Origin of the sequence: Nostoc mirabile CHAB5784, from assembly GCF_020829645.1 — a bacterium.
Classification (GTDB): Bacteria; Cyanobacteriota; Cyanobacteriia; order Cyanobacteriales; family Nostocaceae; genus Nostoc; species Nostoc mirabile.
The window spans coordinates 24,104-47,697 of the sequence record NZ_JAIVFS010000051.1 but is presented as its reverse complement, the minus strand read 5'-3'; the positions used below and the strand labels follow the sequence as shown (position 1 = coordinate 47,697).

The 23,594-nt window shown below is 43.2% G+C and carries 17 protein-coding genes and 1 pseudogene; 12 read left to right on the top strand and 6 right to left on the bottom strand.

Annotated features, from left to right (window positions below):
- Positions 1 to 246 precede the first annotated feature (246 nt).
- Entirely contained in the window at positions 247 to 582 is a 336-nt protein-coding gene (locus LC653_RS26500; protein WP_229497675.1) for a type II toxin-antitoxin system RelE family toxin, read from the bottom strand.
- Complete coding sequence (locus LC653_RS26495; protein ID WP_229497674.1) at positions 572 to 835, bottom strand: type II toxin-antitoxin system Phd/YefM family antitoxin; 264 nt, start codon at positions 833 to 835, stop codon at positions 572 to 574. The genes LC653_RS26500 and LC653_RS26495 overlap by 11 nt, the downstream gene beginning before the upstream one ends.
- Before the next feature lie 227 nt (positions 836 to 1,062).
- Here LC653_RS26495 and LC653_RS26490 point away from each other — a divergent pair, with 227 nt between their 5' ends.
- From LC653_RS26490 to LC653_RS26475, 4 genes and pseudogenes are all read left to right on the top strand, one after another.
- The gene (locus tag LC653_RS26490) at positions 1,063 to 2,070 is read left to right on the top strand and encodes a zinc-dependent alcohol dehydrogenase family protein (RefSeq protein ID WP_229497673.1); all 1,008 of its coding nucleotides are present in this window, start codon (positions 1,063 to 1,065) and stop codon (positions 2,068 to 2,070) included.
- A gap of 144 nt (positions 2,071 to 2,214) precedes the next feature.
- A pseudogene (locus tag LC653_RS26485) lies at positions 2,215 to 2,595 on the top strand (pentapeptide repeat-containing protein); the annotation flags it as partial.
- 716 nt (positions 2,596 to 3,311) lie between these two features.
- Positions 3,312 to 4,244, top strand: a complete 933-nt coding sequence (locus LC653_RS26480) for a hypothetical protein (RefSeq protein WP_229497672.1) — start codon at positions 3,312 to 3,314, stop codon at positions 4,242 to 4,244.
- Between the two features lie 358 nt (positions 4,245 to 4,602).
- Positions 4,603 to 6,117: a ribosomal eL19 family protein gene (locus LC653_RS26475; protein WP_229497671.1), complete on the top strand. Its 1,515-nt coding sequence runs from the start codon at positions 4,603 to 4,605 to the stop codon at positions 6,115 to 6,117.
- A 130-nt stretch (positions 6,118 to 6,247) separates the two neighbouring features.
- Here the strand turns inward: LC653_RS26475 and LC653_RS26470 are convergent, their stop codons facing one another.
- A complete protein-coding gene (locus tag LC653_RS26470; RefSeq protein WP_229497670.1) occupies positions 6,248 to 6,625 on the bottom strand; it encodes a DUF3471 domain-containing protein in 378 nt (125 codons plus the stop codon).
- 245 nt (positions 6,626 to 6,870) lie between these two features.
- Here LC653_RS26470 and argJ point away from each other — a divergent pair, with 245 nt between their 5' ends.
- The 7 genes from argJ (at position 6,871) to LC653_RS26435 (ending at position 15,999) form a co-directional block, all read left to right on the top strand.
- A complete protein-coding gene (argJ, locus tag LC653_RS26465; protein WP_229497669.1) occupies positions 6,871 to 8,112 on the top strand; it encodes a bifunctional ornithine acetyltransferase/N-acetylglutamate synthase in 1,242 nt (413 codons plus the stop codon).
- A gap of 553 nt (positions 8,113 to 8,665) precedes the next feature.
- The gene (locus LC653_RS26460) at positions 8,666 to 10,039 is read left to right on the top strand and encodes a CmpA/NrtA family ABC transporter substrate-binding protein (protein WP_229497668.1); all 1,374 of its coding nucleotides are present in this window, start codon (positions 8,666 to 8,668) and stop codon (positions 10,037 to 10,039) included.
- A 103-nt stretch (positions 10,040 to 10,142) separates the two neighbouring features.
- A complete protein-coding gene (gene ntrB / locus LC653_RS26455) occupies positions 10,143 to 10,982 on the top strand; it encodes a nitrate ABC transporter permease (RefSeq protein WP_229497667.1) in 840 nt (279 codons plus the stop codon).
- 122 nt (positions 10,983 to 11,104) lie between these two features.
- A complete protein-coding gene (locus tag LC653_RS26450; protein ID WP_229497691.1) occupies positions 11,105 to 13,111 on the top strand; it encodes an ABC transporter ATP-binding/substrate-binding protein in 2,007 nt (668 codons plus the stop codon).
- Positions 13,112 to 13,195: 84 nt separating this feature from the next.
- A complete protein-coding gene (locus tag LC653_RS26445; RefSeq protein ID WP_229497666.1) occupies positions 13,196 to 13,462 on the top strand; it encodes a hypothetical protein in 267 nt (88 codons plus the stop codon).
- A gap of 309 nt (positions 13,463 to 13,771) precedes the next feature.
- Positions 13,772 to 14,641 carry a nitrate ABC transporter ATP-binding protein gene (locus LC653_RS26440; RefSeq protein WP_229497665.1) on the top strand — a complete coding sequence of 290 codons (870 nt, stop codon included), beginning with the start codon at positions 13,772 to 13,774 and terminating at the stop codon, positions 14,639 to 14,641.
- 32 nt (positions 14,642 to 14,673) lie between these two features.
- Entirely contained in the window at positions 14,674 to 15,999 is a 1,326-nt protein-coding gene (locus LC653_RS26435) for a DUF58 domain-containing protein (RefSeq protein ID WP_229497664.1), read from the top strand.
- A gap of 84 nt (positions 16,000 to 16,083) precedes the next feature.
- Here LC653_RS26435 and LC653_RS26430 read toward each other — a convergent pair whose 3' ends face one another.
- Complete coding sequence (locus LC653_RS26430) at positions 16,084 to 17,700, bottom strand: calcium-binding protein (protein ID WP_308189144.1); 1,617 nt, start codon at positions 17,698 to 17,700, stop codon at positions 16,084 to 16,086.
- A 296-nt stretch (positions 17,701 to 17,996) separates the two neighbouring features.
- Between LC653_RS26430 and LC653_RS46380 the strand changes: the two genes are divergently transcribed.
- Positions 17,997 to 18,119 (top strand): hypothetical protein, encoded by a 123-nt coding sequence (locus tag LC653_RS46380; protein WP_267923177.1) that lies wholly within the window; start codon positions 17,997 to 17,999, stop codon positions 18,117 to 18,119.
- 291 nt (positions 18,120 to 18,410) lie between these two features.
- On the opposite strand, the gene LC653_RS26420 is transcribed toward LC653_RS46380, so the two are convergent.
- Together LC653_RS26420 and LC653_RS26415 are read right to left on the bottom strand one after the other, a co-directional pair.
- Positions 18,411 to 19,829: a calcium-binding protein gene (locus LC653_RS26420; protein ID WP_229497663.1), complete on the bottom strand. Its 1,419-nt coding sequence runs from the start codon at positions 19,827 to 19,829 to the stop codon at positions 18,411 to 18,413.
- 1,320 nt (positions 19,830 to 21,149) lie between these two features.
- Positions 21,150 to 23,141 (bottom strand): beta strand repeat-containing protein, encoded by a 1,992-nt coding sequence (locus LC653_RS26415; RefSeq protein ID WP_229497662.1) that lies wholly within the window; start codon positions 23,139 to 23,141, stop codon positions 21,150 to 21,152.
- Between the last annotated feature and the right edge of the window lie 453 nt (positions 23,142 to 23,594).

Sequence of the window (23,594 nt, the reverse complement as noted above, 5' to 3'; positions counted from 1 at the left end):
AATACTTCAATGTAAATAGTATTTGTTAGATTGCGTCAGTTCACCGACGAGTAAGTATGCAGAATTCCCCAAATTACTAATCTTGGGGATACAAATAACATTACCAAAAGTAATCGACCCTTGTATAATTTGCTAATCAAAAGTGCGATCGCCCTTCGCTGCGAGACGCGCAAGGGACGCGGTTCAAATCCGAAACCACTTTTCTACAAGTGCTTATATGCAAAGAAGCTTATCGTCATACATTACTCATTCCTCTAACAATTTCTGCAAGAGTGTATAAATGTCCCCTTTGTCACCCTCTTTCCGTAGTCCCACCCCAACCACTAAAACCACCACTTTCTCTAGTTCTACTTTATAAATAATTCTGTAGCGTTGACCGATAGCCCTGACACTGCGATATCCCTTAAGCTTGTCAATTAGAGGTTTTCCCTGCTTTTCTGGATCTATCTTGAGTTTGTCGATTCTGTCGCTCAAAGATTTCTGATGACGCTGATCTTTAACACCAGCCAACATTTCTAAAGCTAGTGGTGTCAGTTCAATTTCATACTCTGTGTTAACGGGTTGTGGTATATCAGAGTCCAAGTTGGGCTTTTGCTTCCTTCCAGCTAATGGTTTCTTCCCGTTCCCCTTGGCTTATACTCTCCTGTAGCTGATGGGCAAACTCCCGATCGGATAAGATTGCCAGGGTTTCTAACAAAGATTCAAATTGTTCAAAGCTAAGTGCTGCCATTACTGGCTTACCATGCTTGGTGATGATCACTGGCTCATCTTTCAACTCATTCGGCAACTCTAATAGTTGTCGTCGAGCTTCCGTAATGGTTAGGTACTTTGGCATATAAATTAGTGTACATTTAAATGTACACTAATTATAACCTGAACGCGATGTCTACGATGGTCACTGAGCTTTGTCGTACCACTTCGGGGATCTTGCTACGCGCAGCGTCTCCAAGAGTTGTGCGGGCTATTCGGCGATCGCAGTTTTCCCTCAAACATAACTTTGTGTCCACCCTATTGCGCTAAAGTTGCATAAGAACGTGCATCTAAAGCCAGGAGGAAAGAGTTGTGAAAGCAGTCTTGATGACAGCATCTGGCAGTCCCGAAGTTCTGCAACTACAGGAAGTGCCAAACCCTGCTATTCCTGTAGGGAATACTGAACTTTTAGTGCGTTTGGTGGCTGCTGGCATTAACCCCATTGACACTAAACTTCGTAACCGAGGCACTTTCTATCCCGATCGCACGCCGACAATTTTAGGATGTGATGGTGCTGGTATAGTCGAAACGGTGGGTGCTAGTGTTCAGCGTTTTCGCCCAGGCGATGAAGTATATTTTTGCTATGGTGGATTGGGCGCACACCAAGGTAATTATGCTGAATATACCGTTGTGGATGAGCGGTTTGTAGCACGTAAACCCGCGTCTATCTCCTTTGCCGAAGCCGCAGCAGCGCCTTTAGTGTTAATCACCGCCTGGGAAGCTTTATACGAACGGGGACGATTGGAACCTGGGGAACGGGTTTTGATTCATGCGGGTGCTGGTGGTGTCGGGCATGTAGCAATTCAATTGGCGAAACTTAAAGGTGCTACTGTTTCCACCACAGTGGGTTCTCAGGAAAAAGCTGATTTTGTCAAACAACTAAGTGCCGATCATGTAATTCTTTACAAACAAACAGACTTTGTACAAGCAGCATTAGATTGGACTAACGGCGAAGGCGTAGACTTGGCTTTTGATACCGTAGGCGGCGAAACCTTTCACAAAACCTTCCCCGCAGTGCGAGTCTATGGTGATATTGTGACGATTCTCGAACCAGATGCCAACACTGTTTGGAAAACTGCTAGACAACGCAATCTCCGCATTGGTTTAGAATTAATGCTCACACCAGCGTTGCTAGGATTAGAAGAAAACCTCCAGCACCATGCAGAAATTCTCGAACAATGTGCCACCTGGATCGATGAAAGCAAATTAAAAATCCATGTTAGCCACAAGTTTCCTTTAAAAGAAGCGGCTAAGGCACACCAACTAATTGAAAGCGGTTCTCTGACAGGTAAAATTGTTCTACTGATTAGCGACGAATGATCGAACAATTTCCATAATTTATTTTTTAAACGCAAAGGTACGCAGAGGGGTTTCTCTGCGCTCCTCTGCGCTGCTAAATTTAAGCAACCAAGCAATTTTCAGGGCAGTATTTTTTTTGAAAAAGCTAATTTTAAACAAACTCAATGGCTGACATTGGGGTGTCTTTTAATAATTATTGTCCCCGTGCCGGTGGCTTTATTGATCCGACTTTACCAACAAGGTCGTTATCACGATTTAATGGACGTTTCTTACTTCACAGAAGACGGCACATTTCGCCAGTTACGACTATTGATTGGACGTTTGCCAGTCATACCAAGGAATCAAACATTTCGGGAACGATACATGCCTCTGTTGTGCGATCGCAGTTGGAACTGGCTCAACTACTATGATTTTAGTCTCAACAACCTAGTTAAATTAGGATTTAACGACATCCGTCTGTGAGACGAACATCTACCTGGCATCATCTCTGCACTTGCTTGGTATCAATGGAGTTTGGGTTTAATTTACATCACTCTCGTTTTGTGAACACTTTCTCGCACAATTCCGGGATTGAATTTGCTGATTTATCTGAAGTAATATCATGTCCGCCAAATTACCCATACCACTCCCAACCCCTCCCCGCAAGCAGGAGGGCAGACAAAGCATAGCTTTGGCTCTTTGGGGTTCTTCGGGTTTAATAAGCAATCAACCGAACCTGATATAATCCCTTCACCTGAACCTTTTTTTGCTGCACTTCGTAGTAGTGCTAATATGATGCAACGTATTGCAGAGTGCCAGTAATCGTGCTATTTATTGTTATCAGTCTCGTGGTATAACGTCGGGTAAAAGTGATATAACCCAGGATAAAGGCAGATTAATTAAATATCTAAAAATTTGGCAAATTTATCAAAAGATTGTTCATTGTAATATAATATTTAACCAAAATCTAATTTTATTCGACAAACATCTCAGCTAAGTTTTTTAAATTATTGTCTAAAAATATCTACAAGTTTGATAAATATATCAAAATATTTTGCATTGCCCTTCAAAATTAAATCATATACATTGTGAGTGTAAGTAGCAATGGATTAAAAATTGATTATCTACACTTAACAAAGATAAGCAAAAAAAATCTAATAGCTACTAACTACTTCTGCTAACAAAAAGACAACAAAAAAGTCACACAACAGACTTAATTTTTGTCTATTTTATGTTGCGATGCTAGCAAGATTTTTATCAAAACAATAAGAGGATTAATTCTAATGGCAGAAAATTCAAGCAATAGTGGTAGCAGCAACTCCTCTACTAGTGGAAACAATCCGCTTAGAGATTCACCCTTCGGTCGCTTGGTTGAAGTTGTCCCTGAGAAAGACCTCCCCAACATATTCAGTGGTGTTGGTGATGGAGAAGGTGGCGGTAGCCCATTTGGGGGTGGTGGCGGTGCTGGTGGCGGTGGCAGTCAGCCTGATTTACCCTATGGTGGTAATCCTTTCGCTGGTGACAACTTCTGGAATATCTTTGCAGGCGGTGTAAACCCATCCGCGGCGGCTGGTAACCCATCCGCAGGCGGTGGTAGCCCATCCGCAGGCGGTGGTAACCCATTCGCAGGTGGTGGTAGCCCATCCGCAGGCGGTGGTAACCCATTCGCAGGTGGTGGTAGCCCATCCGCAGGTGGTGGTAACCCATTCGCAGGTGGTGGTAGCCCATCCGCAGGTGGTGGTAACCCATTCGCAGGTGGTGGTAGCCCATCCGCAGGTGGTGGTAACCCATTCGCAGGTGGTGGTAGCCCATCCGCAGGCGGTGGTAACCCATTCGCAGGCGGTGGTAGCCCATCCGCAGGCGCTGGTAACCCATTCGCAGGTGGTGGTAGCCCATCCGCAGGCGCTGGTAACCAAGGTAGTGGCAGCGACCCTTTGACTGGTGCTAGTAGCCAGACCTATGGTATTAGCACAACTGAAATACCGGACGGGTTCAGTTTGAGAGATACTATTGACAAGCTAGTTGGCTCAAGGCTTGACAAGGAACTGGGTGGTGGACAAACCCCATTTGGTGGCGGACAAGGACAAACCTCTCCATTTGGTGGTGGTGGACAAACACCCCCATTTGGTGGTGATGGACAAACCTCCCCATTTGGTGGTGGTGGACAAACACCCCCATTTGGTGGTGGTCAAACTCTACCATTTGGCGGTCAATAAATCCCGTTTGCTTAATAGAATTCTTGCGAAAATCAGCACAGAAATAGAAGAGAACAACAATTACTTCAGTACATAGTATGCTAGTACAGCTTGGCGCAAATAAACATATCATTCGATAAAGCTGAAAAACGTGTATTATCGGTGATGTGCCTTCTGCCTTATTGTACTAGTTTGCTATTTTACGCCCTGGAACTCTTTACAGGCAAGTATTTAAGAAATATTTTCTGTTAGTTTGACAGTAAAATGATTAAAGCCTTTATTTTAAAGAGATTTTGGGTTGAGCAAATCTATAAATAATTGGTATAAGAGGTACTGAAGACCCCATAATTTTTAACTAAAAATAGGAGAATTAGTGCCAATGGAAGAGTCTGCTGTCAATCCCCTTAATGGTGGAGTTAATCCCTTAAATGCAGGTAGACCTAACAGCGTTAGTTCCTTTGCTGACAATGGCAATTTGTCTGCTGAAGGTAGCCTGTTGACGGGTGGTAGCAATCTGTTATTAGGTAACGGTAACAATCCCATTCCAGGTGGCGGTATTAACCCGTTTGCAGGCTATGGTGGCAGTCAGCTTCAGCAATTAATCTTTGATCGATTAAAGTTAATTTTGGGTGATAACTTTTTCAAGGATATTGACAACACATTGGCAGGAGGTAGTAACCCGATTGCAGGCGGTGGAAACCCCTTTGCAGGTGGTGCAAACCCATTTGCAGGTGGTGCAAACCCATTTGCAGGCGGTGCAAACCCATTTGCAGGTGGTGCAAACCCATTTGCAGGCGGTGCAAACCCATTTGCAGGCGGTGCAAACCCATTTGCAGGCGGTGCAAACCCCTTTGCAGGCGGTGGTAATCCGATCGCAGGTGGTGCAAACCCCTTTGCAGGCGGTGGTAATCCGATCGCAGGTGGTGCAAACCCCTTTGCAGGCGGTGGTAATCCGATCGCAGGTGGTGCAAACCCATTTGCAGGCGGTGGTAATCCATTTGCAGGTGCTGGAACTCTGCTTCAACAATCGCCTTTCGATCCGTTGAAAGAAGTCCTTGGTAACAACATACCCTTTAGTAACGGTGGGAATACATCTAATCCTGGTAGCCAAACCTTTAATGAGGGCAACGCACCGGTTGGTAATGGTAACAGGAACTTTGGTAGTAATAACGCAACTATTGGTAATTTTAACTCGGATTATGGCAGTAACAGTGCAACCATTGGGAATGGTAACTGGAACTTTAATAATGACAACACAACCATCGGTAATGGCAACTGGCTATTTGGAAAGGGTAACACAACCCTTGGTAACGGCAACTGGTATTGGGACGACGGAAGTAATAATGCAACATTAGGTAATGGGAATTGGCACTTCGGCAGTGACAACGCAACCATTGGAAACGGCAATTGGGACTTCGGTACTGATAACACAATTATTGGTAATGGTAACTGGGTTTTTACCAGTGGAAATGAAATTATTGGTAATGGCAATTGGTTAACGAATACTGACAATACAACGATTGGAAACGTCAATAATCTCAGCAGTTTAAAGTTATCCCCACTAGGGATCAAGACTGATGTTAACAATCTGATTGACTCTCTTATAGGTAAAATAGGTCAAAATTTTCTTGGGTTCACAGGAGATTTTGATGAATCGAGTAGCCAAACCTTTAACCGCCTCATCTCTTCTAAAAGTGTTGGTAATAATACTGATATATCTAGCGATATTGAGCAACTTTTGGCATCACTCAGCCCAATTCAAGAAAATTTCATCAATTATCAGCCTCTGCAAAACCCTCAGCCTGTCTCAGAATCTGCTTCTTCAGTGTCATTGGTAGTAATGGGACTTATGTGTTTGCTGTTGTCACTATTCAAAAAACAACAACACTGTTAAGGTAAATTCAATCCTTCTAAGCTTATTGCGATCGCAACCCAATGTAATACTACTTTCTTAAGAATATTGGTAGGTTGGGCTGCGCTTGCTTTTTTTACCCCTGTCTCTCTGCTTTAATCTGTTTATCCGCTTATTGTCTTAAACTTGTGACACCTGCTTGACTTAAAGTCATTGCGGTGATATTGCCTGTGTCATCTCTTTCAAAGCAAATACTCGTATTTACTGCTTTAGCAAAGAATTCTAGTTCTGATGTCGGAAAAAACTGTAACGGCGGCTGCTGTCCAGATTGTATAAACAAATTCTCATCTTGGCTCACTACTTTGAACTGCAATCCAGATTTTGTTAAGTATAACCCTGAGTAGTTCTCAGCTTGCGCCAGGGTGATGATTGGTTTTTCTTTCTCAAGCACGTCAAGCCAGTTATACTCAAGCGCAAGAGATCGCATTACTTCTTGCATCAGTTCAACTTCATTCGAGTTGAGCATGACAACAGCACCTTTTCCAATCAATACGCTTGGGTTAAGGCTAAAACCCTTTGTGAAATCAAATTTTTTAACGAACCTTATTAGGCGCAGAGAACACAGAGAGAAGGAAAAAATGCTTAACTGAACTGTATTGAGTTATCAAGAGCGATGGCTACGCCAGCCGTTGGCATCGCGGTTAAGTTATCCACTGAGTAATTAAAATTTTCCCCTCAAAACTTTAAACTATTGAGAGGTTGTTCAAATCCCTCAATAGTTTAGAGTGAAGAATAATGGCAGATTGGCAAAAAATCACAGGTGGCATCACAGCACCAAGGGGGTATCAAGCGGCGGGAATTACCGCAGGGTTGAAACCTTCGGGGTTGCCAGATTTAGCTTTGATATTCTCAGAGGTGGAAGCGATCGCAGCTGGTGTATTCACCACCAGCCAAGTTAAAGCTGCCTGCGTAGAATATTGTCGCCAACGCTTGCAAGCCAAACATAGCGCTCGTGCCATCCTCTGCAACGCTGGACAAGCAAACGCCGCTACAGGGACTCAAGGCTATCTTGATACCCTAGAAACTGCTCTGGCAGTAGGCCAAGCATTAAACATCTCATCTGAATCTGTGTTAGTGGCTTCCACTGGCGTGATTGGTCAAAGAATTAAGATGGATGCTTTGCGAAGCGGGATTCCCAAGGTAGTAGCAGCACTATCAGAAACAGGCTCAGATGCCGCCGGAGGAGCGATTATCACTACAGACTTGGTAACTAAATCTATTGCCTTGGAGACAACTATAAGCGAACGCCCAGTACGAATTGGCGGCATTGCCAAGGGTTCCGGTATGATTCACCCCAATATGGCAACCATGCTGGCATTTGTTACTTGTGATGCTGTGGTTTCGCCAGCCCTTTGGCAGCAGATGTTAGCAAGGGCAGCTGATAGAAGCTTTAATTCTATTACTGTGGATGGCGATACCAGCACCAACGACAGCTTAATCGCCTTGGCAAACGGTCAATCTCGTACCCCAGCAATTACAGAATTGGGCGCAGAAGCAGAGAAATTAGAGGCGATGTTAACAGCAGTTTGTCAGCATTTAGCTAAAGCGATCGCTCGTGATGGTGAAGGCGCAACCTGTCTCATTGAAGTGGAAGTAACAGGGGCCCATGATGAACTCTCAGCCCGACAAATAGCCAAAACCATCGCTGGTTCATCCTTAGTTAAATCTGCAATCTTTGGACGCGATCCAAATTGGGGACGCATTGCCGCCGCCGCCGGACGTGCAGGTGTACCCTTCGAGCAAGAAAACCTGCAAATTAAGCTAGGGAATTTCTTAATGTTGAAAAATGGGCAACCTCTGCAATTTGACCGTGCAGCTGCGAGTGCTTATTTGAAAAAAGCAACGGCGGGTGCTTATCTCCAACAGGATACTGTATTAATCTCCGTTAACGTTGGCAATGGTCATGGTTCAGGTAAAGCTTGGGGTTGTGATTTGAGTTACGACTACGTGAGGATTAACGCCGAATACACTACTTAAAATCTCGTTTACAGGTATACGGTTTTTACTTTCAAATTGATACAAATGCGTTTTTAGGGTAGTACAGCTAGCTGTGCTACCCTAAATCATAGTGCCAACATAATAGTCTTCATAAATAAGAGTTTATATATTAGAAAATACTACTAATATTAAGTTGCAAAATAAGCGAAAACAACAAATCATAATATAAAAACAATAGTCTCCATAGATAATAATTTATATATTAAAAATTATTCATATAGTTAAGGAAAATAGATAAATTTTTCCTTATACATCCAATCTAATATTCGTTTAATAAATCCAGACTCCAAGTGACCAATTCAACTTGAAAGGCTGTAAACTGATTTCAACAAGGTGAATGATACCTCTGCACCACACTAGAGCAGAGCCAATAAATTAGCCGAGTTGTTATATAGGTAGCTCTGTCATTGATGAAATGACTGCGGTTGCTTTGCAAAATATAGCTTAATCATTAGTAGCGCAATAAACATAACGTTTTTTGCCTAAATTCTCATAGCTATAAAAAATCAAATTTACGTTACAAGGAGATATTATGACAGAATTTTTTAATCAAATTTCCCGCCGCAAATTTATATTCACTGCTGGAGCATCGGCGGGTGCTGTATTCCTTAAAGGCTGTTTGGGTAATCCCCCTGAAAACCTGACTAGTGGAAGTACTCAAGCACAACCAACTGCTCAATCTGTTGTTAATATTAGTCCCGAACAAACACCAGAAACTACTACAGTCAAGTTAGGATATATTCCCATTGTAGAAGCGGCTCCTTTAATTATTGCTAAAGAAAAAGGCTTTTTTGCAAAGTATGGGATGAGTAATGTTGACCTTTCCAAACAAGCTTCTTGGGGTGCAGCCAGAGACAATGTAGAAATTGGTTCGGCGGGTGGTGGTATAGATGGTGGTCAATGGCAGATGCCAATGCCACATTTAATCACAGAAGGTTTAATTACCAAGGGCAATCAAAAAATTCCCATGTATATCTTATGTCAATTAATTACACATGGAAATGGAATTGCGATCGCAAGCAAGCACCAAGGCAAAGGTATTAGTTTACAACTCGCCAGCGCTAAGTCCCTATTCACGGAATTAAAATCCTCAACACCCTTCACAGCTGCATTCACCTTTCCCCACGTCAACCAAGATTTGTGGATTCGCTACTGGTTAGCAGCAGGCGGCTTAGATCCGGATGCAGATGTCAAATTACTCACAGTACCTGCGGCGCAAACTGTCGCCAACATGAAAACAGGAACAATGGATGCCTTTAGTACAGGCGATCCCTGGCCTTATCGCCTAGTGCAAGACAAAATCGGCTACGTAGCAGCATTAACCGCAGAAATTTGGAAAAATCATCCTGAAGAATATCTTGCCATGAGAGGCGATTGGGTTGATAAAAATCCCAAGGCTACCAAAGCAATTTTAAAAGGAATTATGGAAGCCCAACAGTGGTTAGATAATTTTGACAACCGCAAAGAAGCGGCTCAAATTCTGGCTGGACGAAATTATTTCAACCTTTCTTCACCAGAAATTTTGGCAGATCCATACCAAGGCAAATATGACATGGGTGATGGTCGTAAAATTGACGATAAATCAATGGCAGCTTACTACTGGAAAGATGAAAAAGGTAGTGTTTCTTATCCCTATAAGAGTCACGATTTATGGTTCATAGTTGAAAACGTTCGCTGGGGATTCTTGCCAAAAGATTACCTAGACAATAACGCTGCTAAGGCTAAAGAACTTATCAACAAAGTCAACCGCGAAGATATTTGGAAAGAAGCTGCTAAAGAAGCTGGTATTCCTGCTGCTGATATTCCTACAAATACATCCCGTGGTGTAGAAGAGTTTTTTGATGGCATCAAATTTGACCCCGAAAAACCAGAAGAATATCTCAAAAGTCTCAAAATCAAAAAGTAGAGACGCAATTCATCTCTTGTAGAGACGCGATTCATCGCGTCTAGAGATATCGATTATTTACAAAAGACAAATAACAACTAAAATTTGAGGAGAATACAGCATCATGACACTCGCCCAAAAACGCCCTGCAAGCCCTAGATTGAGTAATGGCTTTATATCCAGCCTGCAAAAGCAATTTCCTGATCTTATACCTCCAACGATCGCCATCGCCATCTTCCTGATTATCTGGCAACTCTTCGCTTGGACTCCGGGAGCCACATTACCAGGGCCAATACAGGTTATTAAAGACACTTGGGTTCTAATTTTCTGGCCCTTTTATGACCGAGGTGGCATTGATAAAGGTCTATTTTGGCAGATTCTCGCTAGTCTGCAACGGGTTGCTATCAGTTATACCCTAGCTGCGATCGTTGGTATTGGCTTAGGCATTTTGATTGGGGTAAATAAAACCATGTCCAAAGCTTTAGACCCCATCTTTCAACTACTGCGGACAGTACCACCTCTAGCTTGGGTTCCGATTTCTTTAGCAGCTTTACGACAAAACGAACCCGCAGCCTTATTCGTAATTTTCATCACCGCCATTTGGCCCATCTTAATTAATACTGCTGTTGGCGTTACCCAAATTCCCCAAGATTACAACAACGTCGCCAAAGTTCTCCAACTTAGCCGCAAAGAATATTTCACCAATATTTTGATTCCTGCGGCATTACCCTACATTTTTACCGGCTTGAGAATTGCGATCGGTTTAGCTTGGTTAGCGATTATCGCCGCCGAAATCGTTATGTCCGGTATTGTCGGAATCGGCTTTTTTATCTGGGACGCTTATCAAAATAACAACGTCAGCGAAGTTATTTTAGCTCTAGTTTATATCGGCGTTGTCGGCTTAGTGCTAGATAAAATGATGGGTTGGCTTCAAAACAAAATTTTGCCAGCAGAGCAGAAATAGTCATTAGTCATTAGTCATTGGTCATTAGTCATTTGTAAAAAACTAAGGACTAATGACCACGTACCAAGGACTAATGGCAAAAGACAAAGGACTAATGACAAAGGACAAATGACAAAGGACAAATAAGTATGTTCGTAGCTGTTGACCAAATTGATAAAGTTTTTGAATTAACTGGTGGTGGCAAATATATCGCCCTCAAAGGAATCGATCTCCAAATTAAAAAAGGAGAATTCATTTCTTTGATTGGTCACTCTGGTTGCGGCAAATCCACCTTATTAAATATGATTGCGGGTTTGGATTTGCCAACTGAGGGTCTTGTCACCTTAGAAGGACAAAGAATCACCAAACCTGGCCCAGACAGGATGGTGGTGTTCCAAAATTATTCCCTATTACCTTGGCGGACGGTAAGAGAAAATATTGCCCTCGCCGTGGACTCGGTAATGAAAGGTTTACCCCCAGGCGATCGCAACGCCATTATCGAAAAACATATTGATATGGTAGGTTTGCGTCCCCATGCTGATAAACAACCAGGAATGTTATCAGGTGGACAAAAGCAGCGAGTTGCGATCGCCCGCGCCTTAGCGATTCGTCCCAAATTACTCTTGCTAGATGAACCCTTTGGTGCATTGGATGCACTCACACGCGGCAATTTGCAAGAACAACTGATGCAAATTTGCGAAGAAAATGAAGTAACCGCCGTGATGGTGACCCATGATGTAGATGAAGCAGTGCTGTTATCTGACAGAATCGTAATGCTAACCAACGGCCCCGAATCTAAAATCGGCGACATTTTAGAAGTGGATATTCCCAGACCCCGCAAGCGGATGGAAGTAGTAGAACATCCCAGCTACTACAGCTTGCGGAGTGAGATGATTTACTTCCTGAATCAGCAGAAACGCATCAAGAAAATTCGGGCGCGGAAAACTGCCGACATTGCCCGTCATGGATTAGAAAAAGTTAACCTAGAAATTGGCTTTTTACCTCTAACCGCTTGCGCCCCCTTAGCAGTTGCTAAAGAAAAAGGCTTTTTTGTCAAGCATGGTTTAGATGAAGTTAACCTGGTGCGGGAAAGCAACTGGCGGGGTATTGTCGATGGCATGACTGGCGGTTATTTAGATGCTGCTCAAATGCCTTCAGGGATGCCGATGTGGCTTACTTTGGGAGGACATAGTAACCAACCTCTGCCCGTTGTCACTGCCCTTACCATGACTCGCAACGGTAACGCCATCACCTTAGCAAAACGCTTTTACGACCAAGGCCTGCAAACCTTATCAGACTTCAGAAATCACCTGATTCTTACCCGGGAACAACGGCATACAATGGGGGTAGTGCATCCCGCATCTATGCATAATTTGCTACTACGTTACTGGCTAGCGGCTGGAGGAATTGACCCCGATAGCGATGTGGACATGAAGACTATTCCCCCAGCGCAGATGGTAGCCGACCTAAAAGCCGGAAGCATTGATGGTTACTGCGTGGGTGAACCTTGGAACTACCGCGCTGCTGTGGAAAATGTCGGCTTTACCATCGCTACCGACTTAGAAGTTTGGCTGGGACACCCCGGTAAAGTTCTTGGTGTGCGGGAAGATTGGGCAGAAAATTATCCAAATACGCATATCGCCTTGACTAAAGCTTTGCTAGAAGCTTGCCAGTATTGTGCAAATCCCGAAAATGCTCAAGAAATTCGCCAAATTTTAGCAGGGCGAGATTACGTCAGCACTGATTTAGAGTACATCCAACTCGAAGATCCAGATAATCTCACTTGTAGCTTAGACCATCCATTGCGAGATTATGCCCATCACCAGTTTTATTCTGAGTCTGCCATTAACCGCCCCAGTCGCACCGAACAAATTTGGATTATGAGTCAATTGGCGCGTTGGGGTGATACTCCCTTCCCCAGAAATTGGGTAGAAGTTGTTGAACGGGTGTGTCGCGTGCGTGTTTTCAGCACCGCCGCACGAGAATTAGGTTTGGATATTAGCTATATTCGCCAACCGATCCAACTGTTCGATGGTACTCCCTTTAACGCCGATGATCCGATCGCTTATCTCAACAGTTTGAAAATTAAACGTGATTTTTCAGTCGCGGAAGTTGTTCTTGATGCACCGAGAAGGAGACTCGCCTCATAAAAAAATCGTAAGAGAAAGAGGGAGTGGAAGAAGTAGCACATCACACGCGAACCTCTGAACTCCGTTAATGAGTCTCTGAACTGGATGAATCCACCTTTTATCTCCGTTAACGAGTCTCTGAACTGGATGAATCCACCTTTTATCTCCGTTAACGAGTCTTTGAACTGGATGAATCCACCTTTGATCTCCGTTAACGAGTCTCTGAACTGGATGAATCCACCTTTTATCTCCGTTAACGAGTCTTTGAACTGGATGAATCCACCTTTTATCTCCGTTAACGAGTCTTTGAACTCCATTAATGAGCCTCTGAACTCCGTCAAGTTATATCTTGCACCTGCCTATCCCGCCTGAGAATAAATTCTTAGGCTAATAGCCCAAGTCCACTCAAGTGGACTACAACCCTTACTTAGTCTTCTTTAGAAGACTTTAGGGACTTCCAAATAAAAAAATACCCAAAAAACTGGCGAAAAAACTCTCTTCTCCTTATTCCTCTGTGTTCTCTGTGTCTGGAGTGGTTCGTTTATTTGAGTAATTTATTTCTTGGAAGTCCCTTAGCTATAAGCCTCAGAATTCATTCTGGGCGGTCGTGGAGACGGCTGCAAGTCCTAAGTCAACGAATCTTTGAACTTTAACATTAAGCTTTTTAATCCCCAAATCACCATGCAAAACCGCAATTTGACAACTACCAACATCGCTACAAACACACTGGGAAAAGCATCCGCCACTGCAACCACCAGCCGCAGACCTTTCCTAGAAATTAAAGATGTTACCAAAGTTTATCCGACAAAGAAAGGCCCCTTCACCGTACTTGATGGCGTTAACCTCAACGTCGAACAGGGCGAGTTTATTTGCGTCATCGGCCACTCTGGCTGTGGCAAATCGACACTGTTAAATATGGTATCCGGTTTTAACTTTCCCACCTCCGGGCAAGTGTTACTGGAAGGAGAACCCATTACCAAGCCAGGCCCAGACAGGATGGTTGTCTTCCAAAACTATGCCTTGCTACCTTGGCGAACTGCTTTTGAAAACATCTACTTAGCTGTTAACGCCGTTTATCCCAACAAACCACAAGCCGAAAAAAGAGCGATCGTGCGCGATCATTTGGCAATGGTGGGACTAGCTGATGCAATGGAAAAGAAACCAATGCAAATGTCCGGCGGTATGAGACAACGGGTTTCTATCGCCCGGGCTTTGGCGATTCGTCCGAAAGTTTTAATTTTAGATGAACCTTTTGGGGCGCTGGATGCCATCACCAAAGAAGAATTACAGGAAGAATTGCTCAAAATTTGGGGCGATAACCGTTGTACAGTGCTGATGATTACCCACGACATCGACGAAGCACTATTTTTAGCAGATAAATTGGTAATGATGACCAACGGCCCCCATGCGAAAATTGGCGAAGTTATGGAAATTCCGTTTTCTCGTCCACGCGATCGCGCCCGCATCATGGAAGATCCACAATACTACCAACTACGTAATTATGCCCTAGATTTCCTCTTTAATCGCTTTGCCCATGATGATGTAGGTTAAGCTAATCTTCTCCTAACTTCTCACTCTCAAAAATGGTTCCTTCCAGACGAGTTTACTTATTGTTGGTTTTGGGTATAGTGATCACCCCGATCCTATGCCTTTTTCTCAGCATTAAAGCAGCGATCGCCATCACTTTGTTATTTGATGCGATCGTTCTCGGATTGATGGTTATAGATGGTTTGCAGGTGCGGCGTTCTCGTGTGCAAATTAGCCGCGAATTACCCTCACGATTATCCATTGGGCGGGATAATCCAGTGGTGCTAAAAGTAACATCGCCAAAAGCCAACGCCCTAATTGAAATCTGCGACTACTACCCAACAGGGTTTGGCGTATCTGCACCCACACTCCGCGCTATTGTTCCCAGTAACAGCACCCAGGAATTGACGTATACCGTCAACCCGACACAGAGGGGAGAGTTTCCTTGGGGAAATATTCAAGTTCGACAGTTGGGAATTTGGGGATTAGCTTGGGATGATTGGCAAATTCCCCAAAGTCTGCCAGTGAAAGTTTATCCTGATTTAGTGGGATTGCGATCGCTCACAATTCGTTTGACATTGCAATCATCAGGATCAATCCGCCAATCTCGCCAAACTGGTATCGGTACAGAGTTTTCCGAACTGCGGAACTATCGCACTGGTGACGATTTGCGGTTTATTGATTGGAAAGCTACCGCCCGTCGGGTTGGGGCATATAATAATGCAACGCCACTGGTGAGAGTTCTAGAACCCGAACAGGAACAAACTTTACTAATCTTGCTTGATCGCGGGCGGTTGATGACAGCAAAAGTGCAGAAATTGCAGCGATTTGACTGGGGTTTGAATGCAACTTTATCCTTAGCATTGGCGGGGTTGCATCGAGGCGATCGCGTCGGTGTTGGTGTATTTGACCGCCAAATGCATACGTGGATTCCCCCAGAACGCGGTCAACATCATTTGAATCAGCTAATCGATCGCCTGACTCCAATTCAACCAGTGTTATTTGAATCTGATTATTTGGGGGCGGTGACAAATGTTGTGCAGCGTCAAACTCGCAGGGCGCTGGTAGTGGTGATTACCGACTTAGTTGATGTCACCGCTTCTACAGAACTCCTGGCTGCACTCTCCAAGCTAGCACCGCGCTGTCTCCCATTTTGCGTGACTCTGCGAGATCCGCAAGTTGATCGTTTAGCACACAACTTCACAGATGATATTACAAATACTTATGCCCGTGCAGTAGCACTCGATTTATTAATGCAACGACAAGTAGCATTTGCCCAGCTGAAACAAAAAGGTGTATTAGTACTAGATGCACCAGCAAATCAAATTGCCGATCAGTTAGTTGAGCGATATCTGCAACTCAAAGCACGAAATCAACTTTAGCGAATTGCATTAATTTATCAAACGCGAGGTGCTATTTTCAGCACCCCGCAATCCCTGCCTAAAGTAATGGAGTGCTAATCACGATTAAACAACCACAAAATTGTTTTCGGTTAGAGATAATCCAGCAGATAGTTGTGCAAATTTTTCCTGAGTAAATGCAGACGCACTGCCATCTGGGTCAAAGAACAATCCACCTGTAACATTGTCATAGATGAATCGTTGAGCGATCGTGGTTGCAGATGTTCCAAAGGTAAACTGACTAGCTGAGAGTGAACCTGGTGATAACCTTAACCCACTATCATAAAACACATAAGTAAACTTATAAGCCGATATCTGAATCAGTTCATTAGTGGCGTCGAAATCATAAAGGCTAGCAACGCTTTCATAGAAACTATAGTAATAATTGAAAGCAAAGATATCACTACCAGCTCCTCCATAGAGGGTATCATTACCATCAGAACCCCCAGAGAGCGTATCATTGTTATTACTCCCCACGATTAAGTCATCGTAGTTTGTACCTGAGATATTTAATCGTTCGATATTTTTGTAACTAACCTGATTCATGCCCGCCATAATTGATCCAATGTTAGTACTGGCATTGAATGTCGAAGTGATTCCTGCGGTAGCATTACTCCTGTAATCGACAGACAACAAATCGTCACCATTACCCCCATCTATCGTATCCTTGCCACTACCGCCTGTGGAGAGAACGTCGCCATTACTCGTCGAAATCAAGTTACCACCGCCAGTGGAGAGCGTATCGTTGCCATTGCTCCCCACAATCAAGTCATCATAGTCTGTACCTGAGATATTTAATCTTTCGATATTCTTGTAGCTAACCTTATACTTGCCTGCTGTCATCGAGCCAATGTTAGTAGTGGCATTAAATGTTGTTGTGATTCCTCCAGTAGCATTGCTGTAATCGACGGACAGCAAATCGTCAGCCTGACCCCCATCTACCGTTTGAGTCACTAAATAAGAGCGGACAGTATCTGGGGATGAGGTGCTTAGATACAAGGAATCATTGCCATCGCCACCAGAGAGTAAGTTATTGCCTGTTGAAATCTCAGCACGCAATGTATCGTCACCAGTGCCACCGTAGAGGGTATTATTACCTGAGGAGGGATCGTAAAAATCTCCACCACTGGTTTCGCTAACAATGCCAGAGATGGAGAGATTATCATTGCCATCGCCACCAAAGAGTAGGTTATTACCTGTTGAAATCTCAGCACGCAATGTATCGTCACCAGTGCCACCGTTGAGGGTGTTATTGCCTAAGGAGCCAAGGGTATAGCCATATCTACCATAAGCATAAACGCCAGAGGTGGAAAGATAATCATTGCCATCGTCTCCAGAGAGTAACTTATTACCTTTTGGAGACTCAGCACGCAATGTATCGTCACCAGCGCCACCATTGAGGGTGTTATTGCCTGAGGAGCCAATAAAGCCGTATCCCAATCCTGTCTCAAAAGAAAGCTCACTGGCGCTAAGAATATCATTGCCATCGCCTCCAAGAAGCAGGTTATCGCCTGTTGAACCGTTAGCATACAATTCATCGTCACCAGCGCCACCGTCGAGGGTGTTCTTGCCTGTTGAAGAGTCAACATTCAAAATATCGTTGCCTGCAAGACCCTTAATCGTGTCCGCGCTGTCGCTGCCCGCTAGCGTATCATTACCATTGCTTCCAATGATATTTGCCATAATCTTTAACTACCTAAATCGATTTTTTCAGTAACTTCAGTTCTCAACCTTGAGTTTAACGTGAGTTCGACGGGCTGAATTGACTATAGTTACTGGTTAGGGATTCAATAAAAGAGGTGGCGATCGCGTAAGACCGTTATGGCACATCTACAGTCTCGCTTGGATATCACAAACGTTTTTTGCGACTTAGACGACTTCGACTTCTGCCAAATTTTTGAATCAGGATGGAAGGAAGCACACCTACCGCAGAGAAAGGGGAGAAATTAAGCAAGTGTCGAATGTGTTTGAGGGAGATCATGACTATCGTCATTGCATTTCATGGGTCTGGGTATCGTACATTTAAAGATTTTTATACATTGCAAGTTCTACCTGATTGGAAGAATGCCTTCCCAAATCTAGTCAGCTATAACCGAGCGTAAATCGGTGGAGTAAGCTTTCATATCGATGCACATGGTTCTTGATATACTCCATCCTCCCACACTGTATTCCACTCAAGTGAGAACCGCTATAAATTATCAGAATTATGAATGCAGACATAAATCAACTAAGCCAAGAACACTTGCAAATCATCCGCACACATACCGAAAGTTGAAGAACTAAACCTAACATCTACTCTCTGTTAGCACTAAATTGCATTAAACAATCGAGTGCGAGATGCTATTTTCAGCACCTCGCAATCTGTGTTTAAAGTAATGGAGTGCTAATTACAATTAAACAACCACAAAATTGTTTTCGGTTAGTGATAATCCAGCAGATAATTGTGCAAATTGTACCTGAGTAAACCCAGACGCACTGCCATCAAGGTCAAAGTACAGTCCACCTGTAACCAAGTCATAGATAAATCGTTGAGCGATCGCGGTTGCAGATACTCCGATGGTAAACTGACTTTTCTGAAGTGAAGGTGTTGCTAACCCGCCACCAAAACCAGTAGCCGATAACTGAATCAACTCATCAGTGGCGTTGAAATCATAAAGACTATCAACGCCTTGATTATAACTATTGAAAGCAAAGGTATCAGTATCATCTCCTCCATAGAGGGTGTCATTACCGTTCCCACCTGTGATGATATCATTATCAAAACCACCATAAAGAGTGTTATTACCTAATGCGCCATAGGCACTAAGAGTATCGTTGCCATCGCCACCATCCAACAGATTAGTGCCTGTTGAATAATCAACAATCAAGTTATCAGCACCAGCGCCACCGTTGAGGGTGTTATTTCCTGATGCTCTGCGATAGACTCCTTTGCCGAACTCGCCCTGTTCGTCGTACTTGTAGCCAGAGGCACTAAGAGTATCATTGCCATCGTCTCCAGAGAGCAGATTATCGCCTGATGAATAGTCAACATTCAAGTTATCGGCACCAGCACCACCGTTAAGGGTGTTATTGCCAGTGGTGATATAACACCTTCCTCCGTAGCCGTAGCCATAGGTAGAGGCACTAAGAGAATCATTACCATTGCCTCCATTGAGCAGATTAGTGCCTCGTGAACAGTTAACATTCAAGTAATCGTCACCAGCGCCACCATTGAGGGTATTCGTGCCAGAGGTGTTATCAAACCTGTAGCCCTCGAAGTTAGAGGCACTAAGAGAATCATTGCCATCGCCACCAGAGAGCAGATTATTGCCTCTTGAAATGTTAGCACTCAAAGAATCGTTACCAACGCCACCGTTGAGGGTATTATTGCCATTGGCAAGATTGACGTTAAGATAATCATTATCATCCCCACCATCCAGGAAGTTATCGCCTGTTGAATATAAAGCACTCAAGGTATCATTACCAGCACCACCATTGAGAGTGTTATTACCAGACACTTCAGGGTCGTAGTAGCCACCAGAGACACTAAGAGAATCATTGCCATTACCACCATCCAGTAGGTTATCGCCTGCTGAACTGTTAGCACTCAAGCTATCGTTACCAGCGCCACCGTTGAGGGTGTTATTACCAGACACCACATCGTACTCACCTAAGGCCGAGAGAGTATCATTGTCATCGCCACCATCCAATAGGTTATTGCCTGTTGAAGAGTTAACGTCTAAGTAATCGCTGCCAGTATCACCAAGGAGGATGTTATTCCCTTCACCACCAATGAGAGTATCATTACCGATAGTTCCAATGATATTTGTCATAATTTTTACCTTATTTAATCTATTGTTGGAGTAACTTTAGTTCTAAACCCTGAGTTAGTGCTGTTTTAGCGCACAAAGAACTAGCCGAGAGTTGACACTTTCGACAAATTCCTTTGTGTCACTATTGAGGAACAGTAATTTTTATCGAAAATTCATTCTGTTGAGCAGGTTACAAGTAGCACCTATCTCAATACTGTGTAGGTTTTGCCTAAAAAATCACTTCAGTGTAGGTTGAGTTGAGGAACGTAGACCCGAGGGGCTTCCCGCACGGTAACCCAACATTTTCAGGGCTTTGTTGGGTTTCACGACCTACCCCTACGGGGATCTTGCTACAATCCAACTTACAAATTTTCTTAACCGAGTAGTATTGCCACTTGTCTAAGTATTAAAGTTTCACACACTGTACAAATTCATGACTGTGTGGATGAACTCAAATAAGTCGTTTCAGGCTTGTTTTAATCATCCTTGATTGAATAGCAATCACTGAAAAAGCGTCGCCAAATTAAACTTAAATGCCTGAAACTCAGATTCCATACTTTAATTTTTCAATACGTAAGTCCTGCTGTCTTGAAAATAGGTAAAGGGATTTTTATACCCTCATTGTGGGCTATCGCTTGTGGGTGTCTAGTTTAAAATAGGAAACATTTAAATAACACTGTAATAACCATTTGTAATAACCATATATGAATATTTACCGAGATGTCTATAGTTAAAACACATCTTTGCATACTCTTCACATTTATTTTGCTAATGTATATATAAATACTTTATTGCCAGTATATATAACATTTTTATGGCCAAGAATTTATTTGCAGAAAGCAACAGACAAAGAGTTGTTTGAGCCGAGCTTCCAAGGCAGGGAACTTGTTAGATGCTTGAAAGAATAATAAAGAAATATGGAATTAATCGTGGCGATCGCTTTAGTTAGGCTACGCTTACGCAGTGAGTAAGATAAAGAAACTGTATAGCAATGTATTAAATCTAAGTAATAATAACTACATAAAACTACGTGTATAAATTGGAAACGCAGCCCAACTTAGCTAGAAAAACTTAAAAATCATCTATACACATGCCGAAAGTTGAGGAATGTAGACACCTGTAGACGCGCAAAGGGCGGCTTAAGGGACTTCCAAATAAATAAATATCCCATCGCTGTTAAGGCAAGGGGGCAGGGAGCAGGGGGAAAGAAAGTTGTTTTGATGGGCGTGAAATTGGATAATTTATTTCTTGGAAGTCCCTTAATAAATTGAATGCAAGATGCTATCTTAAGCACCTCACATTCTCAAGCTTTCTCGCTTAGTAATAGAGCGCTAATCACGATTAAATAACCACAAAATTGTTTTCAGTTAGTGATAATCCAGCAGATAGTTGTGCAAATTGTACTTGAGTAAACCTAGACGCACTACCATCTTGGTCAAAGTACAATGCACCTGTAATGCCGTTGTAGATAAATCGCTCTTCGCTAGTGGTTGCAGATGCTCCAATCTTAAACTGACTAGTTGAGAGTGAACCTATTGATAACCCGCCACCAAAATTACCAGCCAATACCTGAATCAATTCATTAGTCGCGTTGAAGTCATACAGTCTATCAATGCCTTCATTTAAACTAAAGAAAGCAAAGGTATCAGTACCAGCTCCTCCATAGAGGCTATCGTTGCCACCATTGCCCCCAGAGAGCGTATCGTTGCCATTGCTCCCCACAATGTTGTCATCGTAATCTGTACCTAAAATGTCTAATCGTTCGATATTCTTGTAGCTAGCCCGATTTGCGCCCGCCGTAAATGAGCCAATGTTAGTGGTGGCATTGAATATCGTTGTGATACCCTCGGTAAATCTTAAGTTGGTAAAAAAGGAGTTATAGTTATAGGAGAATAAATCGTCACCTGTACCCCCATCGATCGTATCATTGCCAGTAGGACTCATATATATCGTATCGTTGCCATCGCCCCCAGAGACCAGATAATTGCCTGTTGAAAATTTAACATCAAAATTATCATCACCAGCGCCACCGTTGAGGGTATTATTGCCAGAAGTGAATTCGTAGCGGTTTGGGGGGACCGCGGACGAAAGACTATCATTGCCATCACCTCCATCCAGTAGGTTATCGCCTTGTGAATTGTTAATACTCAAACCATCGTTACCAGCGCCTCCTTGGAGCGTGTTGTTACTTCCTGCATCAGAGTAGAGATAAATGAAGAGTTCATCATTGCCATCGCCACCAATGAGTAGGTTATCGCCTGTTATACCGGAAAGACCCAAGCTATCGTTACCAGCGCCTCCGATAATGGTGTTATTGCCTGATATCCCACTAAGCTCATACTTATTGGAATAGTTTCTGAGATAATCATTGCCATCGCCACCAATGAGTAGGTTATCGCCTTCTGATAAGAAAAGACCTAAGGTATCGTTACCAGCACCACCGTTGAGGGTGTTATTGCCTAAAGAGTAATAGATGTTTCCGTTTCCCAAATACTCGTCGTTGCCAGAGGCCAAAAGATAATCATTGCCATCGCCACCATTAAGTAGGTTATCGCCTGTTGAAGCGCTAACATCCAAGGTATCGTTACCAACGCCACCCGAAAGTAAGTTATCGCCTGTTGAAAAACCAGCATACAAGTTATCGTTACCAGCGCCACCAATGAGAGTATTATTCCCCGCGCCACCACGCAGCAGGTCATTGCCACTTAAGCCATCGATTTTGTCATCCCCGCCCTGACCATTGATGACATCATCTGAGTTGTCAAAGCCGTTGACATAGTTATTCAGGTCATTAAAAAAGGTAACTGTGTTCTTGCGGAACAGGTTGTTTTGGGTGGAGTTGGCATTGATGACATCAAAGCTATCACTGATACTGGTTTGCCCATAAAACTGGATATTGCCTAAGTTGACAGTGGCTCCAGTAGATTTCCTGAGGTTATCCAGGTTTTCCTGGACAAAGTTTTGCAAAATGATTTTGGCATTTGGAACTACACTTTGAAAGGTGATTTCTAGATTGCTGCCATTTTGCGTGAGCAGCAGATTTCGGGCAGTTAAGCCAGGACTAAGGAATTTGATGGTGTCTACTTCGGCAATGACTGCTGCTGTTGGATTTGTGCCTTTACCCACACCACCGAAATCAGTGATGGTATCAGGGCTAGGTCCAAAGCCAAAGTTGTTGTAAACAAATTGATCGTTACCAGCGCCACCAGTCAGGGTGTACTCGCTATAGCTATCTGTGATTATTGTATCGTTGCCTGCTTTACCGTTAATCGTGTCAGCCTCGAAGTTGGCTACTAGGGTATCGTTACCGTTGGTTCCAGTGATATTTTCCATAATTTTTACCTACCTGAATCATTTTTTTCAGTAACTTCAGTTCTCAACCTTGAGTTTAGTGCTGTTTTAGGGCATAAAAATTCGCCTCAATTTGTCGTTTTCGGCATACTTTACACGCCAACCTTGAGGAACAGTAATATTTCTTGAAAATTCACCCTATGAAAAGAAAAGGCTTGTACGTAGTGAGCTGTTCTCTGTGGGTGTCTAGCTTGAAAATAGAGAACATCTCAATAGCCTCAAAATAATTACATACTTAATATCTTACTTAGATGTCTATACTTAAATAAGCGTCTTTGCATACTCTTTACATTCTTTCTCGATAAATGTATAGCAATCCTAAATCATTTGTGAGATAGTAAAAGGCTGAAAAGCTTATAAATACGAACTTTTAATCACCGTATTTTCTCACGATTCAATTCGGATTGCTATATATATAGATAGATACTAAAATTT

Excerpts from the sequence above, each read along its gene's own strand:
- LC653_RS26415 (WP_229497662.1), bottom strand. The coding sequence starts at position 23,141 with ATGGAAAATATCACTGGAACCAACGGTAACGATACCCTAGTAGCCAAC.
- LC653_RS26460 (WP_229497668.1), top strand. The coding sequence starts at position 8,666 with ATGACAGAATTTTTTAATCAAATTTCCCGCCGCAAATTTATATTCACT.
- LC653_RS26475 (WP_229497671.1), top strand. The coding sequence starts at position 4,603 with ATGGAAGAGTCTGCTGTCAATCCCCTTAATGGTGGAGTTAATCCCTTA.
- LC653_RS46380 (WP_267923177.1), top strand. The coding sequence starts at position 17,997 with ATGACTATCGTCATTGCATTTCATGGGTCTGGGTATCGTACATTTAAA.
- argJ (WP_229497669.1), top strand. The coding sequence starts at position 6,871 with ATGGCAGATTGGCAAAAAATCACAGGTGGCATCACAGCACCAAGGGGG.
- LC653_RS26440 (WP_229497665.1), top strand. The coding sequence starts at position 13,772 with ATGCAAAACCGCAATTTGACAACTACCAACATCGCTACAAACACACTG.
- LC653_RS26445 (WP_229497666.1), top strand. The coding sequence starts at position 13,196 with ATGAATCCACCTTTTATCTCCGTTAACGAGTCTCTGAACTGGATGAAT.
- LC653_RS26495 (WP_229497674.1), bottom strand. The coding sequence starts at position 835 with ATGCCAAAGTACCTAACCATTACGGAAGCTCGACGACAACTATTAGAG.
- LC653_RS26420 (WP_229497663.1), bottom strand. The coding sequence starts at position 19,829 with ATGACAAATATCATTGGAACTATCGGTAATGATACTCTCATTGGTGGT.
- LC653_RS26435 (WP_229497664.1), top strand. The coding sequence starts at position 14,674 with ATGGTTCCTTCCAGACGAGTTTACTTATTGTTGGTTTTGGGTATAGTG.
- LC653_RS26430 (WP_308189144.1), bottom strand. The coding sequence starts at position 17,700 with ATGGCAAATATCATTGGAAGCAATGGTAATGATACGCTAGCGGGCAGC.
- ntrB (WP_229497667.1), top strand. The coding sequence starts at position 10,143 with ATGACACTCGCCCAAAAACGCCCTGCAAGCCCTAGATTGAGTAATGGC.
- LC653_RS26480 (WP_229497672.1), top strand. The coding sequence starts at position 3,312 with ATGGCAGAAAATTCAAGCAATAGTGGTAGCAGCAACTCCTCTACTAGT.